The sequence below is a fragment of the Rahnella aquatilis CIP 78.65 = ATCC 33071 genome (assembly GCF_000241955.1).
Taxonomy (GTDB): Bacteria; Pseudomonadota; Gammaproteobacteria; order Enterobacterales; family Enterobacteriaceae; genus Rahnella; species Rahnella aquatilis.
Genome location: NC_016818.1, coordinates 2097729 through 2117983, shown reverse-complemented (window position 1 = coordinate 2117983; position 20255 = coordinate 2097729). Strand labels below are relative to the sequence as shown.

General features: G+C 53.3%; 18 protein-coding genes and 1 tRNA gene. 8 read left to right on the top strand and 11 right to left on the bottom strand.

Annotated features, from left to right (window positions below):
• From ddpC to RAHAQ2_RS09695, 5 genes are all read right to left on the bottom strand, one after another.
• Positions 1-912 (bottom strand): D,D-dipeptide ABC transporter permease, encoded by a 912-nt coding sequence (gene ddpC, locus RAHAQ2_RS09715; RefSeq protein ID WP_015697059.1) that lies wholly within the window; start codon positions 910-912, stop codon positions 1-3.
• A 4-nt stretch (positions 913-916) separates the two neighbouring features.
• The gene (locus RAHAQ2_RS09710; RefSeq protein ID WP_015697058.1) at positions 917-1933 is read right to left on the bottom strand and encodes an ABC transporter permease; all 1017 of its coding nucleotides are present in this window, start codon (positions 1931-1933) and stop codon (positions 917-919) included.
• 61 nt (positions 1934-1994) lie between these two features.
• Positions 1995-3575: an ABC transporter substrate-binding protein gene (locus RAHAQ2_RS09705; RefSeq protein ID WP_015697057.1), complete on the bottom strand. Its 1581-nt coding sequence runs from the start codon at positions 3573-3575 to the stop codon at positions 1995-1997.
• A gap of 47 nt (positions 3576-3622) precedes the next feature.
• Positions 3623-4210 (bottom strand): D-alanyl-D-alanine dipeptidase, encoded by a 588-nt coding sequence (gene ddpX / locus RAHAQ2_RS09700; protein WP_015697056.1) that lies wholly within the window; start codon positions 4208-4210, stop codon positions 3623-3625.
• A 36-nt stretch (positions 4211-4246) separates the two neighbouring features.
• Positions 4247-5119, bottom strand: coding sequence for a MurR/RpiR family transcriptional regulator (locus tag RAHAQ2_RS09695; protein WP_015697055.1), 873 nt, complete (start codon positions 5117-5119; stop codon positions 4247-4249).
• A gap of 394 nt (positions 5120-5513) precedes the next feature.
• On the opposite strand from RAHAQ2_RS09695, the gene RAHAQ2_RS09690 reads away from it, so the two are divergent.
• Positions 5514-5589: transfer RNA gene (locus tag RAHAQ2_RS09690), tRNA-Asn, on the top strand.
• A gap of 196 nt (positions 5590-5785) precedes the next feature.
• Complete coding sequence (locus RAHAQ2_RS09685) at positions 5786-7054, top strand: tyrosine-type recombinase/integrase (RefSeq protein ID WP_015697054.1); 1269 nt, start codon at positions 5786-5788, stop codon at positions 7052-7054.
• 265 nt (positions 7055-7319) lie between these two features.
• Here the strand turns inward: RAHAQ2_RS09685 and RAHAQ2_RS09680 are convergent, their stop codons facing one another.
• Together RAHAQ2_RS09680 and RAHAQ2_RS09675 are read right to left on the bottom strand one after the other, a co-directional pair.
• Positions 7320-7940 carry a histidine phosphatase family protein gene (locus tag RAHAQ2_RS09680; RefSeq protein WP_015697053.1) on the bottom strand — a complete coding sequence of 207 codons (621 nt, stop codon included), beginning with the start codon at positions 7938-7940 and terminating at the stop codon, positions 7320-7322.
• A gap of 279 nt (positions 7941-8219) precedes the next feature.
• A complete protein-coding gene (locus RAHAQ2_RS09675) occupies positions 8220-9128 on the bottom strand; it encodes a LysR family transcriptional regulator (RefSeq protein ID WP_015697052.1) in 909 nt (302 codons plus the stop codon).
• A 121-nt stretch (positions 9129-9249) separates the two neighbouring features.
• On the opposite strand from RAHAQ2_RS09675, the gene RAHAQ2_RS09670 reads away from it, so the two are divergent.
• The gene (locus RAHAQ2_RS09670; RefSeq protein WP_015697051.1) at positions 9250-10179 is read left to right on the top strand and encodes an alpha/beta hydrolase; all 930 of its coding nucleotides are present in this window, start codon (positions 9250-9252) and stop codon (positions 10177-10179) included.
• 367 nt (positions 10180-10546) lie between these two features.
• Here RAHAQ2_RS09670 and RAHAQ2_RS09665 read toward each other — a convergent pair whose 3' ends face one another.
• Positions 10547-11476, bottom strand: a complete 930-nt coding sequence (locus RAHAQ2_RS09665; RefSeq protein ID WP_015697049.1) for a LysR family transcriptional regulator — start codon at positions 11474-11476, stop codon at positions 10547-10549.
• Between the two features lie 119 nt (positions 11477-11595).
• Here RAHAQ2_RS09665 and RAHAQ2_RS09660 point away from each other — a divergent pair, with 119 nt between their 5' ends.
• Positions 11596-12693, top strand: a complete 1098-nt coding sequence (locus RAHAQ2_RS09660; RefSeq protein ID WP_015697048.1) for an alkene reductase — start codon at positions 11596-11598, stop codon at positions 12691-12693.
• Between the two features lie 229 nt (positions 12694-12922).
• Here the strand turns inward: RAHAQ2_RS09660 and RAHAQ2_RS09655 are convergent, their stop codons facing one another.
• Positions 12923-13717 (bottom strand): AraC family transcriptional regulator, encoded by a 795-nt coding sequence (locus tag RAHAQ2_RS09655; RefSeq protein WP_015697047.1) that lies wholly within the window; start codon positions 13715-13717, stop codon positions 12923-12925.
• A gap of 87 nt (positions 13718-13804) precedes the next feature.
• On the opposite strand from RAHAQ2_RS09655, the gene RAHAQ2_RS09650 reads away from it, so the two are divergent.
• Positions 13805-14995, top strand: coding sequence for an MFS transporter (locus RAHAQ2_RS09650; RefSeq protein ID WP_015697046.1), 1191 nt, complete (start codon positions 13805-13807; stop codon positions 14993-14995).
• Between the two features lie 93 nt (positions 14996-15088).
• Here the strand turns inward: RAHAQ2_RS09650 and RAHAQ2_RS09645 are convergent, their stop codons facing one another.
• Positions 15089-16006 (bottom strand): LysR family transcriptional regulator, encoded by a 918-nt coding sequence (locus tag RAHAQ2_RS09645; protein ID WP_015697045.1) that lies wholly within the window; start codon positions 16004-16006, stop codon positions 15089-15091.
• Between the two features lie 130 nt (positions 16007-16136).
• Here RAHAQ2_RS09645 and RAHAQ2_RS09640 point away from each other — a divergent pair, with 130 nt between their 5' ends.
• From RAHAQ2_RS09640 to RAHAQ2_RS09630, 3 genes are all read left to right on the top strand, one after another.
• On the top strand, positions 16137-17534 hold the full coding sequence (locus RAHAQ2_RS09640; protein WP_015697044.1) for an amidohydrolase family protein: 1398 nt from the start codon (positions 16137-16139) through the stop codon (positions 17532-17534).
• Positions 17535-17548: 14 nt separating this feature from the next.
• Positions 17549-18022: a DMT family transporter gene (locus tag RAHAQ2_RS09635; protein ID WP_015697043.1), complete on the top strand. Its 474-nt coding sequence runs from the start codon at positions 17549-17551 to the stop codon at positions 18020-18022.
• Positions 18023-18109: 87 nt separating this feature from the next.
• On the top strand, positions 18110-18961 hold the full coding sequence (locus RAHAQ2_RS09630; protein ID WP_015697042.1) for an SMP-30/gluconolactonase/LRE family protein: 852 nt from the start codon (positions 18110-18112) through the stop codon (positions 18959-18961).
• Between the two features lie 224 nt (positions 18962-19185).
• On the opposite strand, the gene RAHAQ2_RS09625 is transcribed toward RAHAQ2_RS09630, so the two are convergent.
• The gene (locus tag RAHAQ2_RS09625; protein ID WP_013578385.1) at positions 19186-20253 is read right to left on the bottom strand and encodes an aldo/keto reductase; all 1068 of its coding nucleotides are present in this window, start codon (positions 20251-20253) and stop codon (positions 19186-19188) included.
• Positions 20254-20255 lie beyond the last annotated feature (2 nt).

Below are 20255 nucleotides of genomic sequence, written 5' to 3'. Positions count from 1 at the left end.
TCAGCGCCCTCTGCTTTTCGGGTCCAGCAGGTCGCGCAGACCGTCGCCGAACAGGTTAAAACCGGTGGCGGTAATCAGAATTGCCACACCGGGAAATGCCGAATACCACCACTGATCGAGAATATAGTTGCGGCCATTGGACACCATCGCACCCCATTCTGCGGTCGGTTGCTGTGCGCCAAGGCCGATAAAACCTAAGGTCGCGGCCATCAGAATCGACGTGCCAATGTCCAGCGACGCCTGCACCACCAGCGGCGGCATCACATTGCGCAACACATGCCAGGTAATGAGATGCCAGCGCGATGCGCCGAACGTCCGCGTCGCCTGCATATAAGCCTGATGACGCAGCATCAGCGTTTGCCCGCGCGCCAGTCGCACATAGAACGGAATGCGCACCACGGCAATTGCCAGCATGGCATTAAACAAACTCGGCCCGAGCGCGGCCGCCAGCGCCATCGTTAATACCAGCGACGGCACCGACAGCATGATGTCCATGCAGCGCATAATCAGCGCATCCACCACACCGCCGACAACGCCGGAAAAACAGCCAAGCAGCGAGCCAATCGTGCCCGCGATGATGACCACAGCCAGCCCGGCGGCGACGGATTGCTGGCTGCCAGTCAGCACGCGGCTGAACAGATCCCGCCCGACTTCATCGGTACCGAACCAGTGCAGCGCAGAAGGTGCCTGCAAGCGGTCGGTCAGGCTGATAGCGTTCGGATCGTACGGCACCAGCCACGGCGAAAAGATCATGATGAAAAGCACAATCAGCATGATCGCCAGCCCTAACATCGTCAGCGGACTGCGGCTCAGCAAATAGAAGGTGCGCCGCCCATTGGCGAAACGCGGTTTGACATCCGGCGCAACCCTATCGGCCCGATGATTATTGACGCCCGGTTCAATCACAGACATTGGCTCACCCCTCACGGCCGATGCGCGGATCGATCCACACATACAGTAAATCCACACATAAATTGACAATGACGTACGCGAAAGACACCACCACCGCAAAACCCATCACCGCCGGAAAATCCAGCGCCTGAATCGAATTCACTACGTATGCGCCCATGCCCGGCCAGGCAAAAACGGTTTCCGTCAGCACCGCGCCATAGAGTAAATCGCCCATTGCCAGCCCGAGCACGGTCACGGACGGGATCAGCGCGTTCGGCAAGGCGTGGCTGAGAATGACCCGCCAGCGTGACAGCCCGTTAGCCCGCGCCGTCCGGATGTAGTCTTCACTCAATTGCTCAAGCATCGCCGAGCGGATCTGACGCGCCACAATCCCCATATGCACAAACGCCAGCGTCAGCGCTGGCATCGCCAGATGTTGCAGGCTGTTCCAGAAAGCCTCCCGGTTGCCAGTCAGCAGAGAATCGAGCACATAGAAACCGGTGATATTGGCAGGCGGATCCATCCAGTCATCTAACCTTCCGCCGCCCGGCAGCAGGTTCAGATGGCCGTAGAACAGGATGATGACGCCTAATCCCAGCCAGAAGGCAGGCGTGGAAATCCCCAGAACCGAAAGCAGACGTACCAGATGATCAGGGAATTTATTACGGTAAACCGCCGACAGCACACCCAGCGGAATACCGAGCACAATGGCCAGAAACAGCGCGCTGACCGCCAGTTCTAATGTCGCCGGGAAAAAAGCTTTCAGGTCTTCCAGTACCGGACGACCGGTACGGATTGAAGTGCCCAAATCGCCGTGCAGCAAGTCGCTGACGTAACGGAAAAACTGCACATACAGCGGCTGATTCAGCCCCAGTTGCTCACGGATATGTTCAACCATTTCATTGCTTGCGCGATCGCCCGCCAGCAACCGCGCCGGATCACCAGGGATCATATGCGAGATGATAAAAGTAATGACGCAAACGCCCGCCATCACCAGTATCAGCCCCCAGCAGCGCTGGCGGATCAGAGTCCAAAAATTCATAGTTTTTCCCCGTAAAACCCCTTTCAGGTCGTGAAAGGGGTTTTCGTGAATGATATTGCGGTTACTGCTTATGCATTTGACCAACGTTGAACACTTGTTCGAGCATCGGGTTGAAAACAAAGCCTTTAACGTCCTTGTTCATCGCCACCTGATAGTTTTTCTGGAACAAATACACATACGCCGCTTCGTCGATAACGATTTTCTGCGCCTGCTGGTAATAGTCCGTGCGCTGTTTCTGATCAGTCACCGACACTGCTTTTTTCAGCAACGCATCAACCTCCGGGTTGGAATAGAAGGAACGGTTCCCCGGCAGACCTTTCTTGTCGGACTCAAACCAGTAGTTCATAAACATGTACGGGTCGGCAAAATCCGGGCTCCAGTTACCGATTGAGATGTCGTAATCGCCCTGCCCGATACGGTCGCGCATGGTAGCGTTAGCCAGCTTTTCCAGTTTCACGTTAATCCCGGCCTGACCCAGGCTGGCCTGTACGGAAAGCGCGATAGATTCCCAGTTCGGATCGTTATCGGAATACAGGAAATCCAGCGTCTGTGGTTTGTCTTTGACCTTTTCCATATCGGCTTTGGCCTGCGTCAGATCCAGACTGTATTGTTTCGCCGTCGGATCGAAGCCCCACATGCCGTCCGGGATCGGCCCGCGCATCTGTTTGGCGTTACCACCGAGAATGCCTTTCACCATGCCCTGATAATCCACGGCAGAGGAAATCGCGCGGCGTAAATCCACCTGACTGAGCGGTGCTTTGGCGTTGTTGAGATACAGATAGGTCACGCGCAGCGACGGGAATTCTTCAACGGCGACTTTGTCTTCTTTCTTCAGCGCAGCCAACTGGTCCATCGGCAGGGAATCGGCGATATCCAGATCCCCGCGCGACAGTTGCAGACGACGGGTGGCGCTTTCACCGATAATTTTCACGGTCACGCGTTTGAAAGCTGGCTTCGCGCCGCTGTAATGCGGATTCGGCACCAGCACCAGTTGCTGACCTTTCTGCCAGCGATCCAGCTTATAAGGGCCGGAACCGGCGGTATGACCAGCCAGCCATGCCTTGCCTTCATCGGCCGGATTGGCTTTAGCAATCGCCGGATTGACGATCCCCGCACCGTCATTCGCCAGCGTGTAGAGGAATGGCGCGAACGGCGTTTTGAGCGTGAACGTAACCGTCAGCGGATCCACAACCGAGACTGTCATGTCTTTCGGGAAGGCTTCCGACGGGCCCTGGCCGATTTTCATCAGGCGCTCGAATGACCATTTCACGGCATCGGCATTAACTTCAGTGCCGTCATCAAATTTGGCGCCCGGCTTGAGTTTGAAGGTCCAGACGAGTTGATCCGGTGAAGCCGTCCAGCTTGCCGCCAGATCGCCTTCGACCTGCGTCGAGCCTTTACCACCTTCGGTTTTATACTGCACCAGACGCTGATACGCCGGATACGTGACCGTCCAGTCGTTGTTGTCGATGGTCACTGCCGGATCCAGCGTTTGCGGATCCGCTGCTTTACCAATCACCAGCATGTCTTTCGGCACGGCGGCCTGTGTGGCAAAACTTAAGCCTGACAAGGCAAGAAAAAGGGCACCGGCGATCTGTGTTTTTGTATTTCTGCGGAACGTGTTGATTGCTGTGTTGCTCATCGGGGAACTCCTGGCTCTGTCAAAAAGTGATAAGAGACGTGCAATGATTACGCGGCATTAACCGGCGGATAGCAGCCGAACCGCTCTTCCAACAACGGATACGTTTTGGCATCCGGTAATTCAAAGTGCCACCACTCGCTGGCGATACCTTTAAAGCCGCCCGCTGCCATCACGGCGTTGAGCAACAAGCGGTTACGCTGGATGTGTGGCGGTAAATCGGGATAAAACGGATGCGACACTTCCGTCATTTCATCGAAGCCCGCGCCCATATCCACGACTTCCCCCTGCTCATCCAGCAAGGTCAGATCGACCGCCACCCCGCGGCTGTGGTGCGAACCCAGTCTGATATCCACCACATAATCCGGATTCGGAAACGCCGCCCACAAACAGGCCTGCGCCGCCTGCGGCCGGTAAGCGTCATAGATTTTCAGGGTAAAACCCGCCAGCTTCGCCACTTCATTGCAGCGAACCAAAGCCGAGGCGGCATCAGGGTGCAGCAGGCAGCGCGATTCGCGATAAATTGGCTGACCGGTCAGGTTATCGGCGGTGGCATACTTCAGGTCGATCACGGCATCGGGCAGAACTTCGGCCAGATCAGTCAGTGCGATGTCAGGTGTTTTATGATTGATGGTCATGGTGAATGTCTTTGCGTTCCTGTCTTGGCAGTGAATTTACGATTCAAATTGTCCGAGCTGTTTTTGCAAAATCCGGTTATTCGCCAGGCGCTGTTCTACTGCGTTACCGCGCAGTTCGAGCACTGCCGAACACAGCAGATTGAACAGGCAACTGAGCGGTGCCATCGAGTCCCAGAACTGGCCGGTATCGGTTTTCACCTGCAACAGATCTACCGGATAATCGCGGGCCCACGGGCAGTAAATGTCAGTGATCAGTGCCACATTCAGACCGCGTTCGCAGGCAGCTTCGCAGTAGGTTTGCGCCATCTTCGAATACGCGCGGGTATCGGTCACCACCAGATAAGGCTGCGCAAATTCCGAATTCAGGGATTCAACATAGGTGCCGGAAAGCCCGTCGGCGAAATACACTTTCGGACGTAAGTATTCGAGATAACTGGAGAAGTTATTGGCAATGCCGCGCACTGACTGAATGCCGAGAATAAATACCGCTTCCGCATCGGCCAGACGACGGCTGACCTGCGCAAAGCTGTCGGTTTGCGCCAGCTGATACACGTGATTAATGGCTTCGAGCTCGAGCGTCAGCGACTGTTGCAACTTTTCCTGCTGCGGCTGTTTGCTGCGCTCGCGATAAGCGCCCAGACGATCGGTCACCACCCACGGCTGATAGGAGGTGCCACTTTGCAGGCGCAGCATTTGCTTGAAGTGATCGAGATTGCGATAACCCAGACTGCGCAGATAGCGCCCGACTGAAATGCCGCTGGTCGCCGCGCTGCGCGCAATGCTGTCCGCCGTTTCAAACGGGATCTGGGCAAGATTTGCCAGCAGATAGCTGGCAATGCGTTTGCCCGTAGGTGTCTGTCCGGCGAACGAGGCTTCGATTTGCTCAATCACATCCTGCGCTGGCTGCATCAGTTAATCCTCTGTTGCTTCATTGTCAAAAAACTAGCTGTTGTTAGTGAAATAACAATGCACGGGGTGTGCCAGTTTCGAAAAATGAGTGAAATTTGTGCACCAGATCAGAATTTATGACGCTTTTATGGCGGGCAGATGGCAAAAGACTTGCAAAAGAACAGCCAGAATCGAACTTACCGATAACGCCTGCACAACAATCAGGCAACTTGTGAGTGCTTTTAGTGCAATCCAGAGATGAAAAGGCAAAACACACGAAAAAATGGCAGAGGTTTTAATCACTTTGTCTTAAAAGTCAACAAGTTGAATATTAAGAGAACAGTCAGACAACTTTTTTCGTTAACCCTTTGACATGCCCACAGGCAGTCGCTATTATTCGCCCCGTTCAAACGATTCCTCTGTAGTTCAGTCGGTAGAACGGCGGACTGTTAATCCGTATGTCACTGGTTCGAGTCCAGTCAGAGGAGCCAAATTAGAAAAGCCCGCTTAAGGAAACTTAAGCGGGCTTTTTGCTTTTCATGCCCGGTGCCCAGGCCTGTGTGGCTTTGATGCAATCAGTGAATGTAAATAGTCTTCCCGATGCATTTTCAGTTTCCCCTCCGCATCGGGAGAATTTGGTGGTCAGATTTGGGGTCAAGTTGGTTCGATGACGGAGTGCCCCCCCAAATGTCTCTTAACGACACAAAAATCCGCAACTTAAAACCATCCGCAAAACCCTTCAAAGTCTCCGACTCGCACGGTCTTTACCTTTTGGTCAATCCAGGCGGTTCACGTCTCTGGTATCTCAAATATCGTATCGATAGAAAAGAATCCCGCCTCGGTTTAGGGGCCTATCCCGATGTTTCCCTGGCTTATGCCCGACAACAGCGTGACAGCATCCGCAAGCTGCTGGCGCAGAATATCAATCCAGCGCAACAGCGCTCTGCTGAAAGAACCCCTTCCACACCAGAAAAAACCTTCAAACATGTGGCACTGGAGTGGCATAACAGCAACCGGACATGGTCAGAGAACCACGCAACCCGCCTGCTTGCCAGCATGAACAACCATATCTTCCCGATAATTGGACACCTGCAGGTCACAGAACTGAACACCCGCCATTTCATCGACCTGCTGAAAAGGATTGAGAAAAAAGGTCTGCTGGAAGTCGCAGCACGTACCCGGCAGCATATGTGCAACATCATGCGTCATGCCGTACATCAGGAGTTGATAGAGAACAATCCGGCGGCAAATCTGGAGGGTATCATCGCTCCTCCCGTTAAACGCCACTACCCCGCCCTTCCGCTGGAGCGACTGCCGGAACTGTTGATTCGCATTAAGGACTACCAGCAAGGACGAGAGTTAACCCGCCTGGCAGTATCACTCACCCTGCACCTATTCATCCGTTCCAGCGAACTGCGTTTCGCCCGTTGGTCTGAGATCGATTTCAGGAACAGAATCTGGACCATTCCTGCCACTCGCGAGGCCATCCCCGGTGTCCTCTACTCCGGGCGTGGTGCAAAAATGCGCACTCCACATATCGTTCCACTCTCCCGTCAGTCCATTGCGATTCTGAAACAGATACGGGAAATATCCGGGCATCAGGTACTGGTATTCCCCGGCGATCATAATCCGTATAAACCGATGTGCGAAAACACGGTCAATAAGGCGCTACGCCTGATGGGTTATGACACAAAAGATGAAATCTGCGGCCACGGGTTTCGGGCAATGGCCTGTAGTGCCCTGATGGAGTCTGGCCTGTGGGCACAGGATGCGGTTGAACGGCAGATGAGTCACCAGGAACGCAATAGCGTTCGAGCAGCCTACATCCATAAAGCAGAATATCTCGATGCCCGTAAAGCGATGATGCAATGGTGGTCGGATTATCTGGATATGTGCCGGAAAGCGTATGCCCCACCTTATATTTGTGGGAAGGAAATCAGTTGCACAATGGGATAACCACTCTGACAAAATAAACCACAAAAATAACCGTATCAGTCTGTACTGGTACGGCATTTTTCTAGTTTCAGTTCGGATAAATTGTTAAGCCGTTTATGAGCATCGTCAGCCAGACTGTCCAGCGTGAATCGAAAGTGTGAAGTCCGCTTCTCATACAGAACTATCCACGGAAACGTATTAGGCCTGTTATGAGCGAAAAGCGGACATTGTGCTTAAATAATGATGACTCTGGCAGGATGGGTTTTCAATGCTTGAAAGGTAGCCACTAATTCAGGTGACGTAAATGTGTAGCAATCCCCCACTTTAGGCCGATACATTTTCCATTAATCAGGTCGATAACAGAATAACTTGCATTGGGGTGAGCATAGCGAGGGAAACTATTGACAGTCCCTTCTTTAAGAATTGCCAGAGTGCCCTGACTGACATGCCCGTGAGACACAATACATATTGTTTGTTGATGTGATGAGGTATCTTCCAGGTTTTGTAAAAAACGCATAACTCGCTGAGAAGCATGCGCCAGTGACTCCCCCCCAGGTGGACAATACTCTGCATCAAGCCTGAATAACTCATTTGCATAGTTTGGATGTTTTTGTCTGAGTAGTTCTAACGGCATACCTTCAAACTGACCAAAGGCCTGCTCTTTAAGGGCCGGTTCAGCCGTCAGTGAACAATGAAAGTGTTCAGCCAGGCTTTGCCCCATTTGCCAGGCACGCCCAAGCGGAGAAGCGTAAACACGCTCTATTTGATACTCACTTGCACTAAACGCTGCTAGTAGGACGGATGTTTCACGCAAACCCCGACAGGTCAAGGGGCTATCGCTGTGCCCCTGAATAATTCCTTCCAAATTCCACTCTGTTTCTGCGTGTCGAACAAGTATCAATTTCATCGTTAGCTGGCCATGCTCGTTGTTGATCAAAATGTCCCAACTGCGCGATGTCAAACACACACCGTTGAAGCAGCGGAAGGCTTTCCTGTTTTGGAAATAATGAACAAGTGTAGCTTATTGCCATTATGCAGCGGCTCTGGAGGTGAGGCGCTGAATTTTATCCGTAGTTAACTTCCGCTCTTGGCACAGAGCGGACCTCTGGTTATGAAAGGTCCGCTGTGAGCGAGGAGCGGACATTGTGCCTGAAAATGTAGCCGGACAACTGCGTTTGGATATACTTTATTCCCAAGGTAAACCTTGCTCCCAGCTTTCCACAAGCAGGTCAATAAAGGCCCGAATTCGCGGGGATAAATGTCGTTTACTGGGATAAATGAGCCGAATAGGTTCCGGAGGGAAAGGATACTCCTCAAGCACCGGTATCAGCTTACCACTACGTAAATCCTCCCCTAGCAAATAGGTCGGTAAGTGAACGATACCAAATCCGGAAATTGCCGATGCCCGCATGGCTTCCGAACTGTCGAGGTTTAGCCGCCCGGGTCCTTCATACACAAAAGTACCTTCCGGAGTCGCAAACCGCCAGCTGCGTCTCTTTTCTGCACTCAGAAGAAAAATAGTGTCATGCCCGGTTAAGTCTGCGGGCGTTTCTGGAACGCCCCGTGAGGACAAATATTCTGGAGATGCACAAGTGACAATGTGCTGCGAAGCAATCGTTCGGGTAAGAATGCGCGAGTCATCGCGGGGTTCACCGATGCGAATGGCAATATCAAAGCCTTCTTCAATAAGATCAACAAACCTGTCGCTAAAGGACACCTCCGCACGAAGTTCCGGCCACTTTTTCAGATAAACATCCAGAATGGGAAGGATATGGCGCTGCCCAAAAGAAAGCGGAGCACTCAGCCGGAGAGTCCCCGTTGGTTTCCCCCTGCGCATGGCCATGGCGGCATCGACCTCTTCCAGGTCATCCAGTATCTGTCGGCAACGGTCGAACATGACCCTCCCTTCATCAGTCAGACTCAGACTCCGGGTGGTACGGTTAAGGAGACGAACACCCATACGCGTTTCGAGCCTGACAATACTCTTGCCAATGGCAGAACGAGTGAGCCCGAGGGAACCCGCTGCGTGGGTGTAACTCCCGGCTTTTACAGCCGCGACGAATGCGGCGATATCACCAATGCTGTTGATCTCCATGCTTTATTTATCTCCTTTAATACGGGCTTTAACGTACCCTGATACGGGAAGCACATTCCCTAAATGTTTATATACTATAGGTTCCTGTTATTTTTTAACGCAAATACAAACAGGAATAAAAATGCTGAATCAACAAACCAAACAAGCCGTAAAAGAATGGTCAGAAAGCCTGGCCGGCCTGGGTCCAATCCTTACGGGTGAGGATACCGTAACGCCTATGAGTGAGGTACGTGACGCCTATACCCGTATGCTGGCTAAAAATCCTGCACCTTCCGGTATCAGTTTTACTGAAGTCGACATGGGGGGCGTACCGGGCACGCTGGTGACGCCTGACAAACTTGAAACTGATGCCATCGTTATGTACATCCACGGCGGGGCTTATATTGTCGGCGAACCGGCGGGCTATCACGGTATTGGTGGTAACTACGCCAGCATGCTGGGCGCACGGGTTTACATGCCGGATTACCGTCTGGCGCCGGAGTATCCTTTCCCCACGCCCGTTACCGATACCGTTCGTGCGTATGAGTGGTTGATTGAACAGGGCTTTGATGCCAGCAAAATCTTACTGGCGGGCGAGTCTGCGGGCGGAGCAATGGTGGTTACCATTATGGTAGCTGCACGTAATAAAGGCCTGCCACTTCCGGCCGGCGGTGTTTCCATTTCCCCATGGGCCAACCTTGAGCATACGGGCGTCTCCATGACCAACCGGGAAGGTCTTGATCCTCTGAACACCAAGGCCGGCCTGGATTTCCTGGCACGCACCTTCCTGGGCGATGCGTTACCTAATCACCCAATGGCATCACCGGTGTTTGCGGATGTGACGGGTCTGCCGCCGGTGCTGGTTCAGATTGGCGAGAATGAACTGATGCTGAGCGACGCGATGCGGCTCGCAACTCATCTGGGTGATAACCGGGTTCGCGTAAATTTGGAGGTTTGGCCGGGTATGTTCCACGCCTGGCATTTCTTCTCCACGCTGCAGCCAGAAGCAGTGCAGGCTCTGGAGAGCTCCGTCGCCTTTATGAAGCAGGTCCTGCGGGATGCTGCGAAGTAATCATCAATGATGAACTAAATAACGGGCGCGACTGACTGCGCCCGTCAGGAGTGAAAATCCCCCATTTACAGATACAACTCACTTATCCGCCGGATCTTGCCTCACATAGCGCATATAAGCGCGTATTCCGCCTGGGCCGCCTGACCTTCGGCTTTATTATTATGCCGCTTGAAGGTTAACCAGTCGGCCTTCCTGATAATAGGCCGGATTATCCAGGAGAAAACGTATGACTCAGGGGGGCGAAATCTACGGTGCTCATTACCGGGCAAGAATGGAAACAGACGCTCACAATCATTGGTCAATATGCTTGAGCGAATATAATTCTGGCAGGCTTGCGGTCGCTGATGTATCAGGCACTGATATCTCATTATCTCGTAACAGATGAACGCTGCGCGCTCGTTAACAGTGCCGGCAACTCTTTTTTCAGTTCTTCAATCAAGGCTCTCACTTTAGGAAGCACCGTGTGAGTCCTGGGCCACATTGCAGAAATGGGGGTGGGCGGTGCCTGAAAGGTGGGTAGAATTGCACGAAGCTGCCCCTTTTTGATGGCATCACCGCATAACCAGTCCGGAAGTTGCGTCACCCCACATCCTGCGATAGCCGCTTCCAGCATGGCTTGACCATTATTAAAACGGTAGGCTGAGGAAACAACATGTCTTACAACGTGCCCCTCTTTGCCCCGGATTAGCCAGTAAGTTTGCCCGTCTGATGGTAACCCTGAAATGCATCTGTGTGATGAAAGCTCACGAAGATCAATGGGGATGCCTGCTCGTTCCAGATAGCCCGCTGAGGCACAAATGATAAGCCTTTGCTCGCCCAGGCGGGTGGCAACCAAATCACCTGAGTCAGGCAGGGGGCCAAGCCTCAGTGCAAGGTCAAAGCCGTCTGTCGCGGGGTCGCGAACCCGATCGCTGAAATCAACTTCGATATTCAGGGCCCGGTATTTTAACGCCATGATATTGAGTAAGGGCATAATGAAAAGGTGCCCAAAGGCCACGGGAACCGTCAGCCGCATCAGTCCAGACGGCTCGACTATCCCCGCCTCTATTCTGCTTTCGGCATCTGAAATCATATCCAGAGCAACAGTGCAGCGATTGAAATAGATCTCACCTTCCGGTGTCAGCGACAGGCTTCGCGTACTGCGGTTGAGTAAGCGAACCCCCAGCCGAATTTCCAGACGCTTGATGCTTTTGCTGAGTGCAGAACGCGTCACGCCTAAACCCTCAGCTGCAGCAACGAAACTGCCTTTTCTGACGACTTCAGTAAATTCCTGTACGCCATTGAGTTGTGCCGTCACAAATATTGGTTCCTTTATCTCAACACTGAGGGTCTTTTTGCCCAGGTAATCATGGCCTTCAAATAAGGATAAGATCGTTGCTAACAGATTTTTACCATGAAATGGCTTCAGGAGACAGAATGAGCGAGTTACTGAATATCTATACAATGAATGGAATAAAGCTTAATAATCGTGTCGTTATGGCACCAATGACCCGATCGCGGGCCTATGACCATGTTCCCACTGACAGTATGGTCACCTACTATCGCCAGCGCGCAACAGCAGGTTTAATTGTTTCCGAAGGTTCACCTGTTTCAATGGAAGGCCGTGGACAGGCTTACACGCCGGGAATTTACACTGACGAACAGATAGAGGGCTGGAAAAAGGTGACTGAGGCAGTACATGCGCAAGGTGGGAGAATATTCATCCAGCTTTGGCACGTAGGTCGTTCCTCTCACATTGCTCACCAGCCTGATGGGCAGGCACCGGTCAGCTCCGTCTCACGCGTTGCAGAAGGCTGCACCACTCACATTCCCGGTGATAACTGTCAGTCTGTACGCGTATTTCACAGCCAGCCCCGCGCATTAGCAACGGATGAAGTCCCGCGGGTGACACAGGATTTCGTTCGGGCGGCTAAAAATGCTATCGAGGCGGGTTTTGACGGTGTGGAGATCCACGCGGCTAACGGCTACATCTTCGAGCAATTTATCAATGGTGGACTTAACGACAGGACAGACCGCTATGGCGGTAATATTGCTAATCGCCTGCGGTTTACGCTGGAAACGGTGGATGCCGTCTCTGCAGCCATCGGGAGTCATCTGACAGGTATCCGTATTGCACCCTTTGGCCGCCTGCAGGATATGCATGGCTTTGATGATGAGCAGGATACCTGGTTATCTTTGGGTATCGAACTGCGTCGTCGACATCTCGCATATGTGCATTTGAGCGATCAGGAATCTCTGGGAGCTCAGGCCATTCCTGCTGGCTTTCTGACAAAGTTTCGCGAGGCCTACGAAGGTACCCTCATCGTCGCGGGCAGCTATACACAGGAGCGTGCAGAACTGGCACTCAGAGAAGGTTATGCCGACTTAATCGCATTTGGGCGTCCTTTCATAGCCAATCCTGATCTCGTTAAACGCATGAAAAATGGGTGGCCGATAGCTATTCCTGATAAGGATACGTTCTATACCGGGCGAGATGCAGGTTATATAGATTATCCCACGTATCACGTGGATTAAGCTTCCCTGAAACAGAAATGCATCTGAAATGCATCCTATCCGCATGCTCGCTAAGGGTCCCGACAACTATTTTTGAGTTCGTCTGATCTGCTCCCTTATGAGTAGCACACTCAATTGTTGGTGACGTCCGCTCCTGACCAGCAGACAAACACGTGACGCTGAAGGTCTGCTGAGAGTGAACAGCGGACGCTGGGGTTCTTTATAAAAATTCGGTTTGTGTTGTTTTGCATTAGTTTAGAGACGAAAAATATTGCGTCGGTGATTTACCCAGCGCTTTTCTGAACATCGTAATAAATGCGCTGACCGAATCATATCCCAGCGTTCCGGCTACGCGCTGCACGGACTGACCTTCAGCCAGATGGCTCAGGGCAATCATCAAATGCAGTTGCTGACGCCAGCGACCAAAGCTCATTCCTGTCGCCTCTTTTATCAGCCTGGCCAGCGATCGTTCGCTGGTGACCAGATGTGCAGCCCACTGCTTTAACGTTCGCCGATCATCAGGCTCATTAAAAAGTGCCTCCGCCATATTCCGGATTTTAGGATGATCGGATACGGGAAGATGGAGCGCTTCAACCGGCACATCCGGAATATGCTCCAGCAGCACCGCTGCGAGCCTGGCAGTTTTACTGTCAGGAGAATAAGCCTGTCCCTGTTCTGCCAGATACAGAACAAGCTCGCGGACCAGAGAAGTCATCGCCAGGGTACAACAGATTTCCGGCATCGCTGCCGCGCCGGGTTCGATAAACAGAAAGCAGGTATCTGCATTCTTCGTGACCCGGCAACTGTGGGGGATTTCACCCGGAACCCAGACAGCATGTCCGGGTGGAACAAGCCACAGCGCATCCTCAACCTCACAGCTCACTGCACCGCGCAAAGAGATAATAAGTTGTCCCTTACGGTGAGCGTGCGGACTCTGACCTGCATACTCGCCTGACGATGATACATGCAGCGCGATAGCAGCCTGACTGAAAGCATCGGAATTAAACTCATCCGGTGAGGTCACCGGTTTTTTATTAAGTGGCATGATTTAGTTATATGTTGTCAGGTTATCTATATTCTGTAACTCATGCGTCCTTTAAAGTCTTTCTTTTTACCAGAGAAAGCAAAATTTATGTCCCACACTACGAACAAGTGGTCTTCAATCATACTTGTGACCGGCATCCTTTTTATAGCTATCAACCTGCGTGTTCCTTTTACCGCTATCGCACCCGTTTTAGAGTCTATTCGCCATGATTTTGGGCTAAGTATTACTGCCGTTGGGTTGCTTAACTCGCTGCCTTTACTGGCATTTGCCGCCTTTTCACCGCTGAGCGCATCCATCTCACACAAGTACGGTCTTGAACGCACCCTTTTTGGTGCCCTGGCCGTGATTTCAGCTGGCATCCTGCTTCGCTCCACAGGCAGTGTCTGGGCGCTTTATGGCGGAACCATATTGATAGGTATCGGGATTGCCCTCGGCAATGTCCTGTTGCCTGGCCTTATCAAACGCGACTTTTCTGGCAACGTGGCTTCCGTGACGGGGGCATATTCCATCACCATGGGCGCGGCTGGTGCTATTGGTTCAGCCGTTGTCATTCCTCTGACGCAGAACTGGGGCTGGAACATCGCGTTAGCCATGTTGGTTATTGCACCGCTGCTTGCGTTGCTTTTATGGTTGCCCCAGTTAAAGATGAAGCATCAGTTGCCAGCAGCGGGTGAGAAAACAACGGCGACCGTCGCGGTCTGGCGCTCGCCTCTGGCATGGCAGGTCACCTTGTTTATGGGCCTGAATGCGATGCCGTTTTATGTTGCTGTCGGCTGGCTGCCCGCCATTCTAACGGACAGTGGACTCTCCTCAGCCCAGGCCGGTGAAGTACACGGCATTCTTCAGCTGACCACCGCCATTCCCGGCCTGATTCTGGCCGCCACGCTGCGTCGCCTCAACGATCAGAAAGCAGCCGCTGCCGGCGTCAGCCTGTTAACCGCTGCGTCCTTTATCGGCATCATGTACCTGCCGAATCTGGCGATGCTGTGGGCTGCTCTTCTCGACTTCAGCTCGGGTGCCAGTATGATGCTGGGCCTGACCTTCATCGGACTTCGTACCAAAAATGCCGGTGACGCCGCCGCGCTGTCAGGCATGGCGCAGAGCGTCGGTTATCTGATGGCGGCGATGGGTCCGCTGCTGCTGGGCAAAGTACAGGAGTTGTCCGGAGGCTGGACATTGCCATTACTGATGACCGCAGCAATCGCGGTCGCAGGTGCCTGCACCGGAATGGCTGCCGGACGAAATGCGCATCTGGAACCTGTACAGCAGACGGGCTGAATTGGCTGGCACCACAGGGGAACGATCGGTTCCTCTGCTGTGGATGCTGTCCATTATCGTTCTGAAGCGTACTCTTGCTCTCAAGACCATCTCTTACCGGGAAGGCCGTTTCTCACCTGCGACATCGTTGAAAAGTTCGCCGACCCAGTCAGCAAAAGCACGCACGGCGGGAGAGAGAAAACGCTGATGCGGATAGAGCATCGTCACCGGCACGGAAGGTGGCTGCCAGTCCGCCAGAACCTCGACCAGTTTGCCTTGCCGCAGATTCTCCGAAATCACATTCTCAGCAAGCTGCGCCAGCCCAAAACCCTCAAGGCACAGTCTGATATAGAGTCCCGTTTCGTTAACGGCTGCATCCCCCTCAACCGGCACAGAGAAGGCCTCAGTGCCTCGTGTGAAACGCAGTTCATTAGTGCGTCTTCCCGAACCGGAAAAGTAATGAATCGCCCGATGCAGCGACAACGCTTCCGGCGTCTCAGGCACACCGTATTGCCTGAGATAGTCAGGCGAGGCGCAGGTCACCCAGCGAAACCGGCCAAGTGGCCGCGCAACCAGCGTGGAGTCGGTTAATTCTCCGGTTCGGATCACGCAATCTATCCCTTCCTGAACAAGATCGACCTGCCGGTCGCTGACGCCAATCATCAGGTAAATATCCGGATAGAGCCGGTAAAATTCTTTCAGATTGGGCATGACGACGAAGTGGGCGATACCCCCTGGCATATCAACCCGCAGCCGTCCCTGGGGTCGCCTGACGGAATCACTCAGGCTGGATTCACTAAGTTCAATTAGCGACAGGATCTCCCGGCACTGCACCAGATACTGCAGTCCTTCAGGTGTGAGGCTGACCCGTCTTGTTGTCCGGTTAAGCAGACGTACCTGCAGGTATTTCTCCAGATTTTTAATCGTGCTGGTGACGGTGGAAGCTGGCAGTGACAGTGTCTCTGCCGCGCGCACAAAGCTTCCGGCTTCAGCAACCCTTATAAAAACCTGCATAGCCTGAATCCGATCCATCGTCCTGCTCCTGGGTAAAAGTGAGTCTGATTATTCGCGAATTATGAATTATGAAAACGCTTTAAGCATCTTATTCAGGCTAATAACGTGGTGTATCGTTTCCCCATTAATCAGGAAAGAGGCAGGTTTAATGACCAAATACATCCGAAATATTGTTAATAATCAGAATAGTACTTCACAGGCTACGTTGATTCGTGGCGCCACGATACTGAGCATGGATGGGAGCGTCGGTAACATTGAGCACGGCGATATTCTCATCAACGGCTCAACTATTACCGCCGTGGGCCAGAACCTGGATGTGCCTGGTGCGCATGTCATTGATGCCACCAACATGATCGCCATGCCGGGAATGGTCGATTCTCATCGTCACGCATGGGAAGGACAGTTGCGCCGCATTAACCCAAACGCCACCTGCCTGGACGACTACAGCAACGCCACGCACTTCTCCTTCGCTAAATATTACCGTCCTGCCGATATCTATGTTGGCAACCTGCTGACGGCGCTGGGCGCTATTGACGCGGGCATCACCACAATGATCGATAACTCGCACAACAGCCGAACCGCAGCGCATTCCGATGCCGCCGTCGAGGCCCTGCTTGATACCGGCATTCGTGCCATTCATGCTTCCGGCGCACCGGTAGCTGGCGAATGGGATAAAGCGCACTGGCCGGGAAACTGGCAGCGTCTGCAGGATAAGTATTTCACCGACAACCCTGAAAGCCTGGTCTCTCTCGCCGTCATGGCCCAGCTGGAGCCGGAGTTGTGGGCCGAAGCCCGCCGGCTGGGACTGTCGATTGTCACTGAGTTCTTTGGCGCTGAGATGGGGTCTGAACTTGAGTCGCTGCATCAGCAGGGGCTTCTGGGTCCGGACAATATTTTCAATCACTGCACGGCGCTGCCCGACAGGGGATGGGAAATTCTGCGGGAGGCCGGTGTCCGGGTGAACGTCTGCCCGCGCTCAGATTCGCACTATGGCATCGAAAGCGGGATGTTCGCCATTGAGGCCGCGCAGCGTCATGGCATCAACCCTGGCCTGAGCGTAGACAATGAAACGTCGTACAGCACCGATATGTTTATGGAGATGCGCGTCGCCTTTTACCTGCAGCGCGTGATGGGCATGCATCAGCAGCAGTGCTGCGATTCTGAACATGCGCTGAAAACGCTTCCGGCGGCGCAACTCCTTAAAGCCGCGACTCTTGATGGCGCTGCCTGTGCAGGGCTGCAGGACAAAGTTGGCAGCCTGACGCCAGGCAAACAAGCCGACCTGGTGCTGATTAGCGTCAGTGATCTCAATCTTTACCCGTCCGGCAATGCCTTTGGCACGGTGGTTCATGCCGCCGAGCGCAGCAACATCGACACCGTCATGATCGGCGGACGCATCGTTAAACAGAACGGTAAGGTGCTGGGCGTAGACAGCGCGCGACTACGTGCGGCGATTGATGAGTCGCGTGAGCACCTTTTTGCAGCCTCTGGCTACCAGCCTGACATTTTTGCTGACACCTTCCTGCCGCTGGTGCAGGCCGACTGACCAGGATGAAAAGCATGGGCATGACCTATTACGTAATCGCTTTTGCCGCAGGTCTGGGGATCACCCTGCAGACGACCCTGAACAGCCAGCTGGCAAAGGGACTGGGCGGCGACCCGGTCACTGCGGCGCTGTTTTCATTTACGGCGGGCGCGTTCAGTCTAGGGATTTACGCGCTGCTGCGGGGTGGGTTGATGACATCGCTAGCGGCGATCCCGTCGCAACCCCTCTGGAGTCTGGCGGGCGGAATGATAGGTGCATGTGCACTGTTCAGCTATGTCGTGCTTGCGCCGAAAATTGGGTTTTCAGCTCTGCTCGGGCTGGCGATTGTCGGACAGTTACTTTCCTCGCAGATGATTGATCATTTTGGCTTGTTGGGCGCTGTGCGGCGTCCGGTTTCGTTACTCAGGCTGGGGGGAATGCTGGTTATGCTGATCGGACTTGCCGTCATGCTTTTCAGCGATCGACTTTCTGCGCGTTATCTGCAGTAACTGCGTTTACCCACGTTTACCACAGCGCAGACGCGGGTGAGTCACGCTCAATGTGCAGTACGACCTTTATTTATCCGGAGGATTAACATGTTTTCAATTGCAGCTGATGTCAGGAATACGCTGGGAGAGTGCCCCCTGTGGTGTGAAAGAACATGCAGACTCTATTGGACTGACATTGAATGCAGTGAACTACTCGCCTTAGAAGAAGGCGATGACGCTGTGATGCGCTGGTCGCTGCCAGAACGCCTTGGATCCTTTGCCCTGACCGAAAAGAGTCACATTCTGCTGATGGGACTCGCGTCCAGGCTGGCTTTCTATGATCTCAACACCGGTATTCTTACAACGGTGGCAGCCTCACCGGGAGAAACAGGCACCCGCACAGGTGACGGACGGTGCGACCGTGCCGGTAATTTTGTCTTTGGGACTATGGATGAAGGTTATCCCGTAAAAGTCATCGGTAAGTTTCACCGACTAAATGCTGCAACGCTGACTGTTGAAACGCTTGCGCTGCCCGAGGTCGCCATCCCGAACAGCATCTGTTTCAGCCCCGATGGCTGCACGATCTATTACAGCGACTCGATGCAGGGCAAAATATTCTGCTGCGATTATCCATCTCTGGAGAACCCGCGCGTGTTCACCGAAACAGCAGGCAATGGTGCACCTGACGGCTCCTGCGTGGATGCGATGGGCTATTTATGGAATGCTGAATGGGGAGGGAATCGTATTGTTCGTTACAGTCCGGATGGGACCACAGACACTATCCTGCCATCCCCTGGTATCCAGAGCACCTGTCCGATACTGGCCGGTGAGGGCTTCACCAACCTCTACTGCACCACTGCTTCTGTGGGGCTTTCTGCGCCATCAATTTATGACGGTGCTTTACTGAAGGCCGAATCTGCAGTCTTTGCCGGTTTACCAGAAAGCCGGTTTGCAGCATAAACAATGTGAGAGCTCTAATTGCCGCATGCGGGCAGGACTTTATCTGCTTCAGTCTGCCAGTAATGTCCGCTTCTGGCACCAAACTGCTGTAGGTGAAGCCCATCAGGCTGCTTCGAGCGAGCAGCGGATCTTTGACACTGAGATATTCAGCTTCTACTGGCATTTATTTTGTACCAGCCCTTTTCGGCCTAAATACGAACCGGACATCCCATATATATTTTATTTCAGACGGGTGACTCGCCCAGCACCCAACTGGGTCCGGTATCGGTAAAGCCCGCAGGGAAACGACTCGCGGCATTATATGACTGTATCCAGCCCGGATAACGAATCCCTGGATGACTGACCTCATCGAGCATTCCTTTTTCTTCTTCACTGAGCTCAACAGACAGTGCGCAGAGGTTGCCCCTGAGTTGCTCCACATTACGCACGCCCGCTATAACGCTGGTCACCTGCGGTGACGAAAGCAGCCAGGCGAGCGCAATGCAGGCTGGTGTGGTGTTGTGTTTTTCAGAAACTGCTCTGAGCACATCCACGATATCCCATGCCTGGTTCTTGTCGACGGGTGGAAATTCGATCTTCGCGCGCCTGCCCGAAGCGTCATGATTGCCGCTGCGATCAAACTTGCCTGAAAGCAGCCCGCCTGCCAGTGGACTCCAGCACAGAAGTCCGCTGTGGCTGTCCTTGATTGCCGGCAGGAGTTCATGCTCAATGTCGCGGCAGGCCAGCGAATAAAAAGACTGTACGCTGACAAATTTCTCAAGCTTATGTTCAGCCGAGACACCCAGGGCTTTGGCAAGCTGCCAGCCCGCATAATTCGAACAGCCGATATACCTGACCTTACCCTGTCGCACCATATCATCCAGTGTCCGTAAAACCTCTTCAGGCGGCGTTGCAGCATCAAAGTTGTGAACCTGATATAAGTCAATGTGATCGGTTTTAAGCCGCCGCAGGCTGGCTTCAAGCGCCTGCATCAAGTGATAGCGCGACTGGCCTGCATCATTTGGGCCCGCATTCATTCTGCTGTGCGCTTTTGTTGCAAGGAAAACCTGACCGCGGCGCTGCGCCAGCACTTCGCCCAGCACGCTTTCAGAGCCCCCCGAACCATAGACATCGGCGGTATCAATAAAATTGATGCCGGCGTCCAGCGCCTCACCAACGATAATATCCGCCTCTTTGCCCGTCAGACGGCCGATGGCATTACCGGCGGCATTATCCGCCCCGCCAAATGTCATCGTCCCGAGACAAATGCGTGAAACATAAACCCCTGTTTTACCCAGTTCTGCGTATTTCATTT

Coding starts and splice junctions, on each gene's coding strand:
- ddpC (WP_015697059.1), bottom strand. CDS start 912: ATGTCTGTGATTGAACCGGGCGTCAATAATCATCGGGCCGATAGGGTT.
- RAHAQ2_RS09710 (WP_015697058.1), bottom strand. CDS start 1,933: ATGAATTTTTGGACTCTGATCCGCCAGCGCTGCTGGGGGCTGATACTG.
- RAHAQ2_RS09705 (WP_015697057.1), bottom strand. CDS start 3,575: ATGAGCAACACAGCAATCAACACGTTCCGCAGAAATACAAAAACACAG.
- ddpX (WP_015697056.1), bottom strand. CDS start 4,210: ATGACCATCAATCATAAAACACCTGACATCGCACTGACTGATCTGGCC.
- RAHAQ2_RS09695 (WP_015697055.1), bottom strand. CDS start 5,119: ATGCAGCCAGCGCAGGATGTGATTGAGCAAATCGAAGCCTCGTTCGCC.
- RAHAQ2_RS09685 (WP_015697054.1), top strand. CDS start 5,786: ATGTCTCTTAACGACACAAAAATCCGCAACTTAAAACCATCCGCAAAA.
- RAHAQ2_RS09680 (WP_015697053.1), bottom strand. CDS start 7,940: ATGAAATTGATACTTGTTCGACACGCAGAAACAGAGTGGAATTTGGAA.
- RAHAQ2_RS09675 (WP_015697052.1), bottom strand. CDS start 9,128: ATGGAGATCAACAGCATTGGTGATATCGCCGCATTCGTCGCGGCTGTA.
- RAHAQ2_RS09670 (WP_015697051.1), top strand. CDS start 9,250: ATGCTGAATCAACAAACCAAACAAGCCGTAAAAGAATGGTCAGAAAGC.
- RAHAQ2_RS09660 (WP_015697048.1), top strand. CDS start 11,596: ATGAGCGAGTTACTGAATATCTATACAATGAATGGAATAAAGCTTAAT.
- RAHAQ2_RS09655 (WP_015697047.1), bottom strand. CDS start 13,717: ATGCCACTTAATAAAAAACCGGTGACCTCACCGGATGAGTTTAATTCC.
- RAHAQ2_RS09650 (WP_015697046.1), top strand. CDS start 13,805: ATGTCCCACACTACGAACAAGTGGTCTTCAATCATACTTGTGACCGGC.
- RAHAQ2_RS09645 (WP_015697045.1), bottom strand. CDS start 16,006: ATGGATCGGATTCAGGCTATGCAGGTTTTTATAAGGGTTGCTGAAGCC.
- RAHAQ2_RS09640 (WP_015697044.1), top strand. CDS start 16,137: ATGACCAAATACATCCGAAATATTGTTAATAATCAGAATAGTACTTCA.
- RAHAQ2_RS09635 (WP_015697043.1), top strand. CDS start 17,549: ATGGGCATGACCTATTACGTAATCGCTTTTGCCGCAGGTCTGGGGATC.
- RAHAQ2_RS09630 (WP_015697042.1), top strand. CDS start 18,110: ATGTTTTCAATTGCAGCTGATGTCAGGAATACGCTGGGAGAGTGCCCC.
- RAHAQ2_RS09625 (WP_013578385.1), bottom strand. CDS start 20,253: ATGAAATACGCAGAACTGGGTAAAACAGGGGTTTATGTTTCACGCATT.